This window comes from Halanaerobium sp. DL-01 (assembly GCF_003338615.1).
Taxonomy (GTDB): domain Bacteria; phylum Bacillota; class Halanaerobiia; order Halanaerobiales; family Halanaerobiaceae; genus QPJE01.
The window spans coordinates 1-15015 of sequence record NZ_QPJN01000001.1 but is presented as its reverse complement, the minus strand read 5'-3'; the positions used below and the strand labels follow the sequence as shown (position 1 = coordinate 15015).

The following is a 15015-nucleotide window of genomic DNA, read 5'->3' as shown; positions in this document are numbered from 1 at the left end:
TTAATTCACTCTCCAATTTTTTTAATACGTGCATAAAAGAACCCTTCTGTATTATTTATACCTGGAATTAATTCCAGGTATTTTTCCTCTTTAGAATAAACAGAACCCAATCCTTTTATAGTTTCACTGATATCTTCTAAAATGAAATTATTATTTTCAGTCAATATTTTATTTATTATATTCTGATTTTCTTCGCGGTTGAGTGTACAGGTAGAATATAATAGTTTTCCCCCTACCCTCAATCTATTCAAATTATGACTCAATATACTATACTGTAGATCAGCAAGTTTATTTATGTCTTTTTCCGTTCGCTGCCATTTTATCTCTGGTTTGGAAGAAATCAGCCCCAGTCCACTGCAGGGAAGATCAGCCAGTATTCTATCATATTTTTTTTCATCGTTTAATTTTCTACTGTCAACATTTTCGGTTTCAACATTTTTTATTCCCAGCCTAACAATATTTTCTTGAACCATTTTTAATCTCTCTGAACTTATATCGACAGCTTTTATATAACCTGTATTATTCATTTTTTCTGCTATATGAGCTGTTTTCCCACCAGGCGCAGCTGCAAGATCCAGAATCTGCATCTCCAGATCAACATCAAGCAAAAATGCTGCTAAACCTGCTGCAATACCCTGTATATATGCACCACCTTTTTTAAAAATCTCTGTCTGTACAGGATTAATGCTGCTTTTTACTTTATAAAATCCGGGCAAAAAAATTCTTTCAAATTCAATCTTATCTTTGCACAACAGTTTAATAAAATCACTTTCAGAAAATTTCAGTGAATTATGTCTAAAATACATATTCGGTCGATCATTATTTGCACTTAATATTTTCTCTGTTATTGATATGCCGTACTGTGTAATCCATCTTTTAACAAGCCATTCTGGATGAGAATATTTTATAGATAAATATTTTACCTTATTTTTATTTTTATTAGGAAGTCTAACAGTATCTTTTTTTCTGATAACTTCTCTTAAAATACCATTTACAAATCCAGAAATTTTTTTACCTTTTTTCCCACAGGATTTTTTTACAGCTTCCACAGTTTCAAACACAGCGGCTCTTTCTGGAATTTTATCAAGAAAAAAGAGCTGATATATACCAATCCTCAGCCCCTGCAGAACTTCTTTATCAAGTTTAGAAATGTCAGTTTTAGAAAATTTATCAATAATATAATCCAGATAGATCCTTTTCCTCAATACACCATAAAAAATTTCTGTAAAAAGTCCTCTATCTCTCTTATCTGCTATAGTATGCAAGTGTTTAGCTAATATTTGATCTGAATAATATCCCAGATCTATTTTTATTAATGCTTCAATTAATTTTTCTCTTGCTGTTTTCATTTATTAATTCACCTATTTAAATATGGTATGGATTGTGTTTCAACAAATATTTTAGATGAGCTTCTTAATTGGGAATGTCCTGCCCACCTCACCCCTGTAATTTCTAAGTCTTTTACATCAGTATAAGTAGTTAAGTATTTTTGAAGATATACTCCAAGCCATGGGCCGGCAGCATTAGCAAAAATTAAAGCTATAATTATATTAAAAATACTAAACGTTTTTGTAATAAATAAAAGTATTAAAAATAAAAGAGATGATATTAGGTTGGCAGCTGTTATACTCGTACCACATCTTTTATGGATAGCCAGATCGGCTCTACCAGATTTTAAAGCATTAAGGCCTATTTTTGCAGCTTCTAACACCTGTTCTGGATAACGAGCGCCCATTATATAAAATCCATCTTCTTCTGCATAACCGGCCAAATTTCTGTACCCATACTGTTTTTCCAGAATATTAACTGCTGCATGTTCAATACTGTGATTTTTACGTAATTTTTTATTAGTCGCTATTTTATAAATCTGGCCCGGTATATATATAATATTTATTAATGAATCTAAAGTGAATTTAAATGGCAGTAAAATTAACAGAAACAAAAAGAATATAAAAAATGGAAGCAGAAAAAAAATCATTAATCATCCCCACCCATACCAAAAAGCACTAAAATCCTTAATAGATTTGTTAGAGCAACAAGTGTAGCTGCAACATAAGTAAAAGCTGCTGCTCTGAGAACTTTTTTAGCTCCCTGTATTTCTTTATCATTAAGATAATTTCCTGATTTTAAGATAGAAATTGCCCTGTTGCTAGCATTAAATTCCACCGGCAGAGTAACAAGGTGAAATAAAAAAGCTGCAAAAAACAAAACAAATCCTGTTAAAATTAAAAAATCCACTCTAATAAAAAATCCAAATATAGCCATAGGCAGCCCCATACTGGAACCAATATTAGCAGCTGGAACCAATTTAGCTCTTATATTTAAAGGTTTATATGATTTTGCATCCTGTATTGCATGACCTGCTTCATGTGCAGCTACACCTATAGAGGCAATAGAACTGCTGTTATATACATTTGAGGAAAGGTTTAGCACTTTATCTTTAGGATCATAATGATCACTTAACTTTCCTTTTATCTGATTTACAGACACTCTAGAAATACCACTTTCTTTCATTATTTTAGCAGCTACTTCTGAACCGGTTAGACCGGAATCGCTGTAAACATCACTGTATTTATTAAAAGTGCTTTTAACTTTATACTGAGCATAGGCTGAGAGCAGAAGTGCCGGTATTATCATCAATATAGTTGGATCATAAAAAAATGGAAAATACATATAAAATCACTCCTTTCTTATTTATCCTTCTTATTTATTTTTTGCCTAATTTTTGTACTATTTTTAAATCATGTCCACAGAGAAAATCTTCTGTCTGCATTTTTTTTCGGCCGGGCAGCTGAAGCTTTTTGATATTGATAAGTCCACTACCACACTGTACAATTAAGCCCTCAGACTGATCTGCAGTTACTATGGTTCCTGATTCATATTCCTCTGCTTCTTTTTCTTCATCAATTACTTCTACTTTCCATATTTTTAGCCTATCACCATCAAGATAGGTATATGCGCCCGGCCAGGGATTTACACCTCTAACCAGGTTAAATATCTCTGTTGCATCATCTTCCCAGTTTATTTCGCCAATATCTTTGTCTATCTTATGCACATATGTTGCTTTAGAATCATCCTGTTTTATTCGGGGGGCAGCACCACTTTTAATATCATTTAAAGTTTTAATAATCAGTTTGGCACCTTTAACAGCCAGTTTGTCGTGAACAGTGCCTACTGTATCTGTATTTTTTATTTCCATCTCCTGCTGATATATTATATCTCCATCGTCAAGTCCTTCTCCCATATACATTGTGGTATTACCTGTTTTTTTATCACCATTTATAACAGCCTGATGAATTGGGCTGGCTCCTCTATACTTTGGAAGTAAAGAAGCGTGAAGATTTATACAGCCATATTTAGGTATATTAAGAATGGTTTTGGATAATTTTTGTCCAAAAGCAACTACTACTATAAAATCTAATTTATAGGAATTTAACTTTCTAATAAAACTTTCATTATTTATATTTTCGGACTGAAGAACAGGTATATCAAATTTTTCGGCAGTTCTTTTAACCGGAGAAGGTGTTAATTGCTGTCCTCTCCCTTTTTTTCTGTCAGGCTGTGTAACAACAGCTCTAACATTAATTGTATCATTAAATATTAGTTCTTTCAGACTGGGAACAGCAAAAATAGGTGTCCCCATAAAGATAATATCCATCAAAATCACTCCATAATTTTTACAGTTTTATCAATAAATAGTATTCCTTCTAAATGATCAATTTCGTGTTGAATTGCTCTTGCCTCAAAATTTTCAGCTTCAAATGTTATTTCTTCACCTTCTCTATTTAATGCTTTTACTTTAATTTTTTCTGACCTGATAACCTCTCCTGTTTCATCTGGTACACTCAGACAGCCCTCTTCCATAATAGATTTGCCTGATTCTGAAATGATTTCTGGATTTATTAATTCTATTAAATTTTCGCCAATATCAACTACCGCTATTCTCTGCAGTATACCAACCTGTGGTGCTGCAAGTCCAACTCCATCTTCAGCATACATGGTATCTATCATATTATCAAGCAGTTCATTAGTTTTTTCAGTTATTTTTTCCACTTCTTTTGCTCTACTTCTAAGGACAGGATCTCCCAATTTTCTAATCTGCAAAATTGCCAATGACAAAACCTCCTTCTATAAATAATTATAACATTTTATATGGATCTACATCAATACGAATATTTACATCATCAAACACTTCACTTTTTTTATGAAATTTTTTTTCAATTAACCGCAGAAGATATTCTCTACTGCGAAAGGATCCAAATTTTAAAATGATCTGCCATCTAAATTTATTTCTTATTTTTTTTAAATAAGCTGGAGCCGCTCCAATCTTTTCATCATAACTGCCGTGTATATCAATAAATCTATCTAATTTTTCTGAAGTATGAATAACATTTTTCTCATTATCTCCCTGAATAATTATATTAACCAGCCTGCTGAAAGGTGGATAATTTCTCTTTTTTCTTATATTAATTTCTATATTATAAAAGTCACTGTAATTAAAATCAGCTGCCATTTTAATACTGTAATGATCAGGATTAAATGTCTGTATTACTAATTTTCTTTCATAATTTTGATCTATCAATAAAAGCTGTGTCAAAAGCTGAAAAGTTCTTTCGGCTGATCTGAATTCAGGAATATTCAAAATTGTATCTGCAGAAATTATACCTATTAAACCTACATTGGTATAATACTCACTTTTTACAGCCATTCTGGTCCCAACCAGTATATCAATTTCTTTATTTTTTAATTTTTTTAATATATTATTATATTTATCTTTATCATCAGAAACATCTGCGTCCAGCCTGGCTATCATTTTATCTGGAAATATCTCTCTTATTTCATCAGCAATTTTTTCTGTGCCCATTCCAGATACGCCAATAAATTCACTTCCACATTCCGAACATTTTTCTGGAATCTTGCTTTCTTTTCCACAGTAGTGGCAGATAAGCTTTTTTTCTTCTTTATGATAGGTTAAAGTTATATCACAATTATCACATTTTATAACATGACCACATTTTTTGCAAATTATATAATTTGCAAAACCTCTCCTGTTCATAAAAAGAAATACCTGTTTTTTTTCTGACAAAGTTTTTTTCATATTTTCAATCAGCACAGTGCTGAAATTGCTCAAATTCCCTTTTTCAGATTCCAATTTCATATCAACTATTTCAGCAGAAGGAATACTATTATTAATATATTCATCATCAGGCATAAGTTTTTGATATTTATTAACTGCAGCTAAATATTCTGTTTCAATCGAGGGGGTGGGAGAAGACAAAAAAAGTACAGAATTGTTATCCTGCACACGTCTTGCAGCAACCTGACGGGCATGATAGGTTGGAAATTCATTCTGTTTATAATTTTCATCATGTTCTTGGTCAATTATTATTAAGCTGAGATTTTTAACAGGAGCAAATACTGCAGAACGTGTTCCAACTGCAATAAATGCCTGTCCCGATCTAATTCTGCGCCATTCATCAAACTGCTCACCTGCAGAAAGCTGACTGTGGATTATGGCAATTTTTTCGTTAAAAATATTTTTTAGTTTTTTAACTATTTTAGATGCCATCATAATTTCTGGCACCAGTAAAATTCCACCTTTATTTTCCTCAACCAATTTTTCAATAAGTTTAAAGTATAATATATTTCTTTTTTCTTTCAACACTTCTTTATATAAAAAAGTTTGGTTTTCCTGCTGTATTGATTTTGAAATTTCATTAAATACTTCTGACTGCATTTTATCCAGTTTGAAATCATCTGATAAAAAATCACCTTTAAAAATTTCTGGTTTTCTCCATACTTCTATATTATAATACTCAAGCAGATCTTTTTCTAGTAAACTATATACAGTTTTCGGATATGTTTCAGCCGCCTGTGCCGCTTCTTTTACTGTTATTTTATTCTCCTCATTTTCAAAAAAATATTTTAAAATTAAATACTGTTTTGGAGCTCTTTTTTTAAGTTTTTTGATTTCTTCTGTTTTCTTTTTTGCTTTTGAAGTTAATCTTAAATATCTAACTGTCTTTTTCCTAACTCTTTTATCAAGGACACCCGGAGGCAGTGCTGCCTTAATAACCTGTATCAAATAACTATGGTAGTATTTTGCTGTCCACCTGTAGAGGTTCAGCATTTTTCTATCAAAAAATGATTCATCATATACTTTATTATCAATTTTTTTTAATTTTTTTGGATCTATCTCCACTTTTACATTTATATCTACCACAAAAGCAGAAATTTTTCGTTTACCAAAAGGTACTTTTACCAGGTGACCTATCTTAATTTCCCCTTCTAATTCCTCAGGCAGCAGATAATCAAAAGGTCGATCCAGATCTGCAATTGGAATATCAACTATTACTCTGACAGTACTATTCATTTAATTTCACCACTACTATTGTATTATTTTATATATAATTGAAAACCGAAGGCAGACCTCCACCTCCGGCAAAATGATGTATTTAATTTAATCCTGCTCTTCTGCGCAAATTTTCCACTCTATCAATTTTTTCCCATGGTAGATTTAGATCATCTCTTCCAAAATGACCATAAGCCGCTATCTGCCTATAAATAGGCCTTCTCAGATTCAAATTTTCTATTATTTTGGCCGGTCTTAAATCAAATTCTTCTTTCACAAATTTTTCTAGCTGATAATCATCTATAACACCTGTACCAAAAGTCTCTATCATTACAGAAAGAGGTTTTGCAACCCCAATTGCATATGAAATCTGTACTTCACATCTTCTGGCAAGCTCTGCTGCTACAATATTTTTAGCAATATATCGGGCTGCATAAGAAGCTGACCTGTCAACTTTGGTTGGGTCTTTTCCGGAAAAAGCTCCTCCACCATGTCGTGCTGAACCTCCATATGTATCTACAATAATTTTTCGGCCAGTAAGTCCTGTGTCACCATTAGGTCCTCCAATTACAAATCTTCCGGTTGGATTTACAAAAATTTCTGTGTTTTTATCTATAAATTTTTCAGGTATGATTTTATGTATAACACTTTCTGTTATATCGTTCTTTATCTGCTCCTGTTTCACTTTAGGATGGTGCTGTGAAGAAATAAGGACTTTATCTACCCTAACAGGTCTACCGTCTTCATATTCCACTGTTACCTGTGTTTTTCCATCAGGACGCAGATATTTTAAAGGGCCATTTTTCCTAACATATGCAAGCTGTCTGGCCAGTTTATGAGCAAGCATAATCGGCAGCGGCATCAATTCTTTGGTCTCATCAGAAGCATATCCAAACATCAAACCCTGATCTCCTGCTCCCAATTCAGAAGCTGAGCTGCCTTCTTTTTCTTCTAAAGCATGGTCAACTCCCAGAGCAATATCACTTGACTGCTCATCAATTGCTGTTAAAACAGCACAGGTTTCTGAATCAAAACCAAATTTTGCTCTTGTATAGCCAATTTCTTTAACTGTTTTTCGAGCAATTTCAGTAAGATCAACATAACATGAGGTTGAAATCTCACCAGAAATTAAAATTAGTCCTGTTGTAACAAAACTTTCACAGGCAACCCTAGCCTGTGGATCTTCAGCAATAATTGCATCTAATACAGCATCTGAAATTTGATCTGCAACCTTATCTGGATGCCCTTCAGTTACTGATTCAGATGTAAAAAGATACTTCCTTGTCATATTATCACCTTTCATATATATACCAATAATTTTCTAATTTTTCTTAATAAATATAGTGTAGCATATTAGCTAAAAACTGTCAATTAATTTGGCTGCTCGACAAGCCTTATTAAATACTTATATTTATAGATAAAATAAGATGATAATATAATGATTTTGAGCTACTTTAATAACTGTTTTAGCTATCTGATGAATTTTTAACTATTATAAATAAAGACAGCATTATTAAAAAAACACTTACTATCTGTGCAACCTGCAAATCAGCCAGCATGAGGCTGTCTGTTCTAAAATCTTCTATCACATACCTGGCAGCAGAATAAAACAACAGATAATATGCAAATGTATTACCATCTTTATCAGAAAAATTATAATAGATCATTAAATAGAAAAACAAAATTAAATTAAATAAAGATTCATATAAAAATGTAGGCTCTCTGTAAACCCCTCCTATATACATCTGTTTTTTTATAAAATCAGGAAAATGATTTATATACTCGACCCCAACAATTCTTCCATAAGATTCTCTATTAAAAAAATTCCCCCACCTACCAATACTTTGAGCAAATGCAAATGCTGGAGATATTATATCAAGCAGCTTTAAAAACGGAACATTTCTTTTCCTGCTCAAATAATAGAGTACAGCAACACCAGAAAAAGCAGCCCCATGAATTGCCAGCCCACCTCTCCAGATAGAAAATATTAATGACGGATTTTTAAAATAATAATTATAATTAAATAATACATAATATAATCTGGCACCTAATATTGATACTGGAATTCCATAAATAAGAAAATCTAAAAAAAACTCAATTTCAACAAATCTTTCTTTTTTTAGAAGTTTATTAATAATACACAGAGATATAAAAATAGAAGTTATTATTAAAACTCCATACCATCTTATTTCAATATTTCCTATTTGCAGTAATACCGGGTTCAAAACAGATGGCACCCCTCTCTTTATAAAGATTATATGATTAATCCTTAAAAAATCAAAATAAAGGACAGCATAACTGCTGTCCGATAATTATTATACATTTTTCATTTTAGGATCAAGTGCATCTCTCAAACCATCACCAAGTAAATTAAACCCTAATACACCAAAAATTATTGCCAATCCAGGAAATGTAGCTGCCCATGGTGCTTTTTGAAGAGAACTTCTTGCATCACTTAACATAGCTCCCCACTCTGGAGAAGGTGGTTGAGCTCCAAGGCCAAGAAAACTTAATGCAGCTGCTTCCAGAATTGCTGTAGCAATACTCAAAGTGGTCTGTACAATTAAAGGAGCCATTGCATTTGGTAAGATATGCTTAAATAAAATCCTCATATCACCTGCACCAAGTGCTCTGGCAGCACTAATATATTCACTTTCTTTAATTGAAAGTACCGATGAGCGAATAATCCTCGCAAACCGTGGTATATTTATAATTCCAATAGCCAACATGGCATTTTTTAGTTGTGGTCCTAAAATAGCTACAATTGCTATAGCTAAAAGAATACTGGGAAAAGCAAGCATTATATCCATCAATCTCATTATTATCATATCTACTTTTCCACCATAAAAACCTGCAACAAGTCCAAACCCAACTCCAAAAATCAGGGCCAGAGATACAGAAATTAAACCAACCTGTAGTGAAATTCTGGATCCAAATATAATTCTGCTTAATATATCTCTTCCCATACCATCTGTTCCGAGCAGATGCTCTGATGATGGAGCTTTATATCTAGCCATTATATTTGTTTTTAAAGGATCATATGGTGCCAGTACAGGAGCAAAAACAGCGACAAGTAATAGTAGAAATATTACTGTCAGCCCCGCTACTCCAATTCTGCTTTTTATTAATCTTCTAAAAGCTTCCAGCCATGGATTGGTATTTTTTTGCATTATTTTTTTCTGCTTTATTTTTTTATTATTTTTTCCCGCCATTCTAATTTCCTCCTCTACTCGTACTGAATCCGCGGATCTACAGTTGCATACGACAGGTCAACTATAAGATTAACAAATACAAATACTCCAGCAAAAAACAAAATTCCTCCCTGTACTATTGGAAAATCTCTTGCATATATAGCGTCAACAAGATATTTCCCCAGACCCGGCCAGGAAAAAATAGTTTCTGTCATAACTGCTCCCCCTAAGAGAACACCAAACTGAAGTCCAACAACCGTTATTATTGGTACCAGTGCATTTTTCAAAGCATGTTTAAAAATCACTGCTTTTCTTTTTAATCCTTTTGCATAAGCAGTTCTTATAAAGTCCTGCCTCAAAACCTCAAGCATAGAGGAACGAGTCATTCTGGCGATAATGGCCATAGGAATAGTTCCCAGGGCAACTGCCGGTAAAAATAAATGATGAAGAACATCTATTAAGGCAGTAAAATTTCCATTTAAAATACTGTCAACAACATATAAATTTGTCACCGGATTTAAAACAGTCTCTACACTTATCCTGGAAGAAGGAGGGAACCAGCCAAGTTCAACAGCAAATAACCAGATAAACATAAGTCCAAGCCAAAAAATAGGCATCGAAACACCTATAAGTGCAACCATCATACTTAAATTATCAAACCAAGAATTCTGGTTTATAGCTGCAAAAATACCAGCAGGAACACCAACAAAAACAGAAAAAATCATAGCAAAAAATGAAAGCTCCAGTGTAGCTGGAAACCTTATTTTTAATTCAGATATAACCGGATTATTACTCATAATCGATCTTCCCAGATCACCATGCAATAGATCCTTAACATAGCGCCAGAACTGAATATATAATGGATCATTCAGTCCCATGCTTTCCCTCAGCCGTTCAAGTTGTGCATCAGTAGCCCTCTCACCGAGCATTGTCTGGGCTGGATCTCCAGGTATCAAATGTACAATCAAAAATACTATTACAGCAACACCAATTAAAATTGGGATTAAAGCCAGCAGTCTTTTTATTATATAATTGAGCATTGTTTTTTTAACACCTTCCTATTTAAAGATAATCTGCGGCTGAATTCAGCCGCAGATTAATAAAATGCTTATTAAAGTTAAATAATTTTATTTGTCCAGCCAAACTCTGTGCAGTTTTTCTGTTCCAGTTGGATTAGGAATAAAATTATTAATATTAGATTTTAAAGCAAGAGGTGGTGTTGAATGTACAAGAGGTACCCACGGGGCATCTCTGTGGATTATCTTCTGTGCTTTTCTGTAAAGTTCAATACGTTTTTCCCGGTCCATAGTCTTTTGTGCTTCAATTAAAACCTCATGCAGTTCTTCACTTTCATAAGCATTGTTGCTGTTAGTTTTGTCCAGTAAAACATATAAAAAGTTATCCGGATCACCATTATCGCCTGTCCATCCTAACATATAGGTAGGTGCTTCCTGATGCTCTGTTTTGTCAAGATAAGTACTCCAGTCATAAGTTACTAAATTAGCTTTAACATTTATTTCACTTAAATAACTCTGAATAGCCTGTCCAATAAACTTACCCTGAGGTATATATGGTCTCGGCACAGGTAAATACCATAAATCAAATTCAAAACCATCTTCATATCCAGCTTCATCAAGCAATTTTTTTGCTTTTTCTAAATTATATTCATATGGCTCAATATCGTCATTATACCCCCATATGGAAGGTGGCATAGGATTTTTGGCAGGTTCTCCAAGACCAGAATAAAATGCTCCAATTAAAGCCTCTTTATTAATAGCATGATTAAAAGCACGCCTTACCCTAACATCATCAAATGGTTCAAATTTAAAATTCATGGCAAGGTAACCAACATTCATACTAGGGCGAAGTGTAAGTTTCAATTCAGAAGAATCTTTAACTGCATCAACATCTTCCGGACTTAGGCCATCCATCATATCAATTGTACCTGCCTGAAGTTCCATAAAACGTGCTGCATTATCTGGAATTGATCGAAATACAATTTTATCAAGATAAGCCCTTTCTCTCCAGTAATTCTCATTTGCCTCAACAATAACTCTATCTCCCTGATTCCATTCTACAAACTTATATGCTCCTGTTCCTACTGGGTGTTTAAAATAATCTTCACCCCATTTTTTAACTGCTTCTGGACTTGAAATCCCAAAAGGAACCATAGCAAGGTTGTTTAAAAAAGGAGCCTGTTTTTCTGTGAGTATAAATTCCACAGTATATTCATCTATAACATTAACTTCATCTATAATCCCTGGAAAACCCTGGAACATATAGCCATAATAAGTAAATTCTCCACCTATATGATAGGGATGATCTTCCAAACGCCAGCGGTCAAAATTCCATTTTACTGCTTCTGCATTAAATGGATTTCCATCATGAAATTCCACATTTTCTCTAAGGTGAAAAGTCCATCTCAGTCCATCATCGGAAATATCCCAATCTGTAGCCAGTGCAGGTATAACTTCTGTTGTCCCGGGCTTATAATCAACAAGTGTGTCATAAATCTGCTGTGTTACTTTAAATGATTCTCCATCTGTAACCTGAATTGGATCAAGACCAACAGAATCACCACCACGACCAAATACTAAAGTTCCTCCCTTTTCTACAACTTGGGCCAGAACCGATACTGATAAACTGGCCATAAATACTATTAAAATAACAAAAAATACAAATATTCGTGTTTTTTTCATTCTAAACTTCTACCTCCTCGTTGTTAAAATTATCAAAAATTGCCAAACTGTCCTATTCTGTTTTTTTCACCCCCCAGAAAAGATAATTGAATTTATTTATTATTTAATTATATGCTATAAGGAAATAAAAGTCAATTTTAAAGATTAAATAAGAGTTTCCCCAAAACTATTTTTAAAGTTGCAAAAATGGGGAAAGTCAATTTTTAAAATTAAAAAAAGGCTTACTAACTGGTATAATTTCCTTGACATTAAAAAAATCTTATTAACTTATTTCCTTTCTGCACCAATAATATAATCAAATATTTCATCTGCAAGTTCTTCTTTATCCATAATTGGAAACTCGCTAACACGTTCTACACTTAATATAGTAACCTTATTATCTCTGCTGCCAAATCCTAACTTCTTGTTACTTATATTATTAGCAATTATATAATCCGCATTTTTCTTTTTTAGTTTTTTCCTAGCATTCTTCAACAGAGATTCAGTCTCAGCAGCAAATCCAATCAATATTTGATCTTTTCTTTTCTCTTTACCTAAATTAAATAATATATCATCTGTTCTTTCAAGCTTTAAATTAGAAGTCATTATAGAATCGGATTTTTTTATTTTCTTATTTTTTTTCTCTTTAGGTCTGTAATCAGCTACTGCTGCTGCCATAACAATTATATCCTGTTCAGAAAAATTCTGAAAAACAGCATTTTTCATTTCCTCTGCAGATTCTACATTGATTAAGTCTACCCCCAGAGGCTTTTCTAAAGACACCGGGCCAGATATAAGAGTAACCTCAGCTCCTCTAAAAGCCGCTGCTCTGGCAAGTGCATAACCCATTCTCCCGCTTGAATAATTGGAAATATATCTTACAGGATCAACTGCTTCTCTGGTTGGGCCGGCAGATATCATAACTTTTTTTCCTTTTAAATCTTTCTTGTTTAAAAACATTTTTACAGATTCAACTAAAATTTCAGGTTCTGGAAGTCTGCCCCGGCCCTCATAACCACAGGCTAAATAGCCCGATTCAGGGGTAATGATTTTATAATCCAACTCTTCTTCAAGAAATTTTAAATTTTTCTGTACAATTTTATTTTCATACATATGTACATTCATAGATGGGGCAATTAAAATAGGAGACTGTACAGCAAGTATAACAGTTGTGAGAAGATCATCTGCAATCCCACCAGCTGCTTTGCCAATAAAGTTAGCTGTAGCTGGCGCAATTAAACACAGATCTGCTTTGTCGGCCAGCTCTATATGCTTTACCCCCCCACTATTCCAGCTGCTGAACAAATCCTTTTCAGCTGGCAGATGTGTAATTGAATGAAAGGTTAATGGGCTAACAAATTCAGCTGCAGAATCAGTCATAATTGTGTAAACATTAAAACCTGATTTTGTCAGACTGCTGGCAACATTCAGCAGCTTATAAGCTGCTATTCCTCCCGTTACTCCCAAAATAATATTGGCTGACATTTTTTAATCTCCTTTTTATTTAATAGTATTTTTCGACTTTTTCCTATAAGAAATTTTATCTTTAGCAATTTCTTCTAAACTTTTGGATACAGGTTTATTGCTTTTATAATTAGAAAGCAGATCTCTGCCGCCCATATTTAAATGACGGGCCCTTTTTGCAGCAAGAATTACAACTGTATAAATACTATCCGCTTTATCCTGCAGCTGATCAACAGAAGGTTCAGTAATCATTTTTATCTCTCCTTTTTTTTTCTTCTTCAATAATATATTTTAAATCTTCAACAGCATCTTCTAGATTATCATTTAAGATTTCATAATCGTATTTATGTACTTCCTGCAGTTCTGATTTTGCATTTTTTAGTCTTAAAGTCTTTGCTTCACTATCTTCCGATCCTCTTTTATTCAATCTATTTTCTAACTCTTCTAAAGAGGGAGGAATTAAAAAAATATATACAGCATCAGGATACTTTTCTCGAACCTGAACAGCACCCTGTATATCTATTTCCAGAATAATATCTTCTCCCTTACTTATCTTTCTATCTACAAATTTTTTTGGAGTACCATAGTAATTTCCGTGAACTCTAGCACTTTCAATAAAATCACCATTTTTTTTCATCTTTTTAAATTCTTCTTCTGAAACAAAAAAATAATCTTCCCCGTCGATTTCCCCACTGCGTGGTTTGCGTGTAGTGACTGATACCGAATAGGAAACACCATTATAATCTTCCATTAATTTTTCTAAAACAGTTCCTTTACCAACACCTGAGGGACCCGAAAGCACAAATAATATACCATTCCCCATACTCATCATATTCTCGACCTTATTCTTTACTATCTTCTAATCTGTGAGAAACAGTTTCCGGCTGAATAGCAGATAAAATTACATGGTCACTATCAGTAATAATAACAGCTCTTGTTCTGCGCCCATATGTTGCATCAACCAGCATACCTCTTTCGCGTGCTTCCTGAATTATTCTCTTAATTGGAGCTGATTCTGGACTAACCACTGCGATAACTCTGTTTCCAGCAACAATATTGCCAAAACCTATATTGATTAAATTAACGTTCATTAAAAAACCTCCCAGATTCTTATTTATAATTGATTAGCTTTACCTCGCTTATATTTAATTATAATATCACAGCAATATAAATTTGACAAGGGTGATAAATAAAGAGTTTTTTGCTTTGTACAGTTTTTTCTTAAAAAAGAATAGAAAATCTGCAGTAAATATCTCCAATAATAATTAAAACTTTTCATCTCAGTCACATAAACATTTTTGGCAGTTCTTTTCCATTAATTTACTTCAAA

15 protein-coding genes are annotated in these 15015 nt (G+C 33.1%); all 15 read right to left on the bottom strand.

The window, feature by feature from the left end; translation table 11 throughout:
* Nucleotides 1–5 precede the first annotated feature (5 nt).
* The gene (rsmB, locus tag DER71_RS00075; protein ID WP_114456857.1) at nt 6–1349 is read right to left on the bottom strand and encodes a 16S rRNA (cytosine(967)-C(5))-methyltransferase RsmB; all 1344 of its coding nucleotides are present in this window, start codon (nt 1347–1349) and stop codon (nt 6–8) included.
* Nucleotides 1350–1357: 8 nt separating this feature from the next.
* On the bottom strand, nt 1358–1978 hold the full coding sequence (locus DER71_RS00070) for a DUF6391 domain-containing protein (protein ID WP_114456856.1): 621 nt from the start codon (nt 1976–1978) through the stop codon (nt 1358–1360).
* Nucleotides 1978–2673, bottom strand: coding sequence for a zinc metallopeptidase (locus DER71_RS00065; RefSeq protein WP_114456855.1), 696 nt, complete (start codon nt 2671–2673; stop codon nt 1978–1980). Before DER71_RS00065 ends, DER71_RS00070 begins: the two co-directional genes overlap by 1 nt.
* Before the next feature lie 34 nt (nt 2674–2707).
* On the bottom strand, nt 2708–3658 hold the full coding sequence (fmt, locus tag DER71_RS00060; RefSeq protein ID WP_114456854.1) for a methionyl-tRNA formyltransferase: 951 nt from the start codon (nt 3656–3658) through the stop codon (nt 2708–2710).
* A gap of 5 nt (nt 3659–3663) precedes the next feature.
* The gene (def, locus tag DER71_RS00055) at nt 3664–4113 is read right to left on the bottom strand and encodes a peptide deformylase (protein ID WP_114456853.1); all 450 of its coding nucleotides are present in this window, start codon (nt 4111–4113) and stop codon (nt 3664–3666) included.
* A gap of 25 nt (nt 4114–4138) precedes the next feature.
* Complete coding sequence (gene priA / locus DER71_RS00050; protein WP_114456852.1) at nt 4139–6373, bottom strand: primosomal protein N'; 2235 nt, start codon at nt 6371–6373, stop codon at nt 4139–4141.
* An 82-nt stretch (nt 6374–6455) separates the two neighbouring features.
* On the bottom strand, nt 6456–7640 hold the full coding sequence (gene metK, locus DER71_RS00045; RefSeq protein ID WP_114456851.1) for a methionine adenosyltransferase: 1185 nt from the start codon (nt 7638–7640) through the stop codon (nt 6456–6458).
* A 178-nt stretch (nt 7641–7818) separates the two neighbouring features.
* Nucleotides 7819–8577, bottom strand: coding sequence for a prolipoprotein diacylglyceryl transferase (lgt, locus tag DER71_RS00040; RefSeq protein ID WP_233486920.1), 759 nt, complete (start codon nt 8575–8577; stop codon nt 7819–7821).
* A gap of 90 nt (nt 8578–8667) precedes the next feature.
* Nucleotides 8668–9564, bottom strand: coding sequence for a nickel transporter permease (nikC, locus tag DER71_RS00035; protein ID WP_114474173.1), 897 nt, complete (start codon nt 9562–9564; stop codon nt 8668–8670).
* Nucleotides 9565–9578: 14 nt separating this feature from the next.
* Complete coding sequence (locus tag DER71_RS00030; protein WP_114456848.1) at nt 9579–10583, bottom strand: ABC transporter permease; 1005 nt, start codon at nt 10581–10583, stop codon at nt 9579–9581.
* 87 nt (nt 10584–10670) lie between these two features.
* Complete coding sequence (locus DER71_RS00025; RefSeq protein WP_114456847.1) at nt 10671–12242, bottom strand: ABC transporter substrate-binding protein; 1572 nt, start codon at nt 12240–12242, stop codon at nt 10671–10673.
* Between the two features lie 267 nt (nt 12243–12509).
* Complete coding sequence (gene coaBC / locus DER71_RS00020; protein ID WP_114456846.1) at nt 12510–13706, bottom strand: bifunctional phosphopantothenoylcysteine decarboxylase/phosphopantothenate--cysteine ligase CoaBC; 1197 nt, start codon at nt 13704–13706, stop codon at nt 12510–12512.
* Between the two features lie 15 nt (nt 13707–13721).
* Nucleotides 13722–13937: a DNA-directed RNA polymerase subunit omega gene (rpoZ, locus tag DER71_RS00015; protein ID WP_114456845.1), complete on the bottom strand. Its 216-nt coding sequence runs from the start codon at nt 13935–13937 to the stop codon at nt 13722–13724.
* Nucleotides 13927–14508, bottom strand: coding sequence for a guanylate kinase (gene gmk, locus DER71_RS00010; protein ID WP_199505630.1), 582 nt, complete (start codon nt 14506–14508; stop codon nt 13927–13929). Before gmk ends, rpoZ begins: the two co-directional genes overlap by 11 nt.
* A 19-nt stretch (nt 14509–14527) precedes the next feature.
* Nucleotides 14528–14776, bottom strand: coding sequence for an extracellular matrix/biofilm regulator RemA (remA, locus tag DER71_RS00005; RefSeq protein WP_114456843.1), 249 nt, complete (start codon nt 14774–14776; stop codon nt 14528–14530).
* Between the last annotated feature and the right edge of the window lie 239 nt (nt 14777–15015).

Excerpts from the sequence above, each read along its gene's own strand:
- rsmB (WP_114456857.1), bottom strand. The coding sequence starts at position 1,349 with ATGAAAACAGCAAGAGAAAAATTAATTGAAGCATTAATAAAAATAGAT.
- DER71_RS00070 (WP_114456856.1), bottom strand. The coding sequence starts at position 1,978 with ATGATTTTTTTTCTGCTTCCATTTTTTATATTCTTTTTGTTTCTGTTA.
- DER71_RS00065 (WP_114456855.1), bottom strand. The coding sequence starts at position 2,673 with ATGTATTTTCCATTTTTTTATGATCCAACTATATTGATGATAATACCG.
- fmt (WP_114456854.1), bottom strand. The coding sequence starts at position 3,658 with ATGGATATTATCTTTATGGGGACACCTATTTTTGCTGTTCCCAGTCTG.
- priA (WP_114456852.1), bottom strand. The coding sequence starts at position 6,373 with ATGAATAGTACTGTCAGAGTAATAGTTGATATTCCAATTGCAGATCTG.
- metK (WP_114456851.1), bottom strand. The coding sequence starts at position 7,640 with ATGACAAGGAAGTATCTTTTTACATCTGAATCAGTAACTGAAGGGCAT.
- nikC (WP_114474173.1), bottom strand. The coding sequence starts at position 9,564 with ATGGCGGGAAAAAATAATAAAAAAATAAAGCAGAAAAAAATAATGCAA.
- DER71_RS00030 (WP_114456848.1), bottom strand. The coding sequence starts at position 10,583 with ATGCTCAATTATATAATAAAAAGACTGCTGGCTTTAATCCCAATTTTA.
- DER71_RS00025 (WP_114456847.1), bottom strand. The coding sequence starts at position 12,242 with ATGAAAAAAACACGAATATTTGTATTTTTTGTTATTTTAATAGTATTT.
- coaBC (WP_114456846.1), bottom strand. The coding sequence starts at position 13,706 with ATGTCAGCCAATATTATTTTGGGAGTAACGGGAGGAATAGCAGCTTAT.
- rpoZ (WP_114456845.1), bottom strand. The coding sequence starts at position 13,937 with ATGATTACTGAACCTTCTGTTGATCAGCTGCAGGATAAAGCGGATAGT.
- gmk (WP_199505630.1), bottom strand. The coding sequence starts at position 14,508 with ATGGGGAATGGTATATTATTTGTGCTTTCGGGTCCCTCAGGTGTTGGT.
- remA (WP_114456843.1), bottom strand. The coding sequence starts at position 14,776 with ATGAACGTTAATTTAATCAATATAGGTTTTGGCAATATTGTTGCTGGA.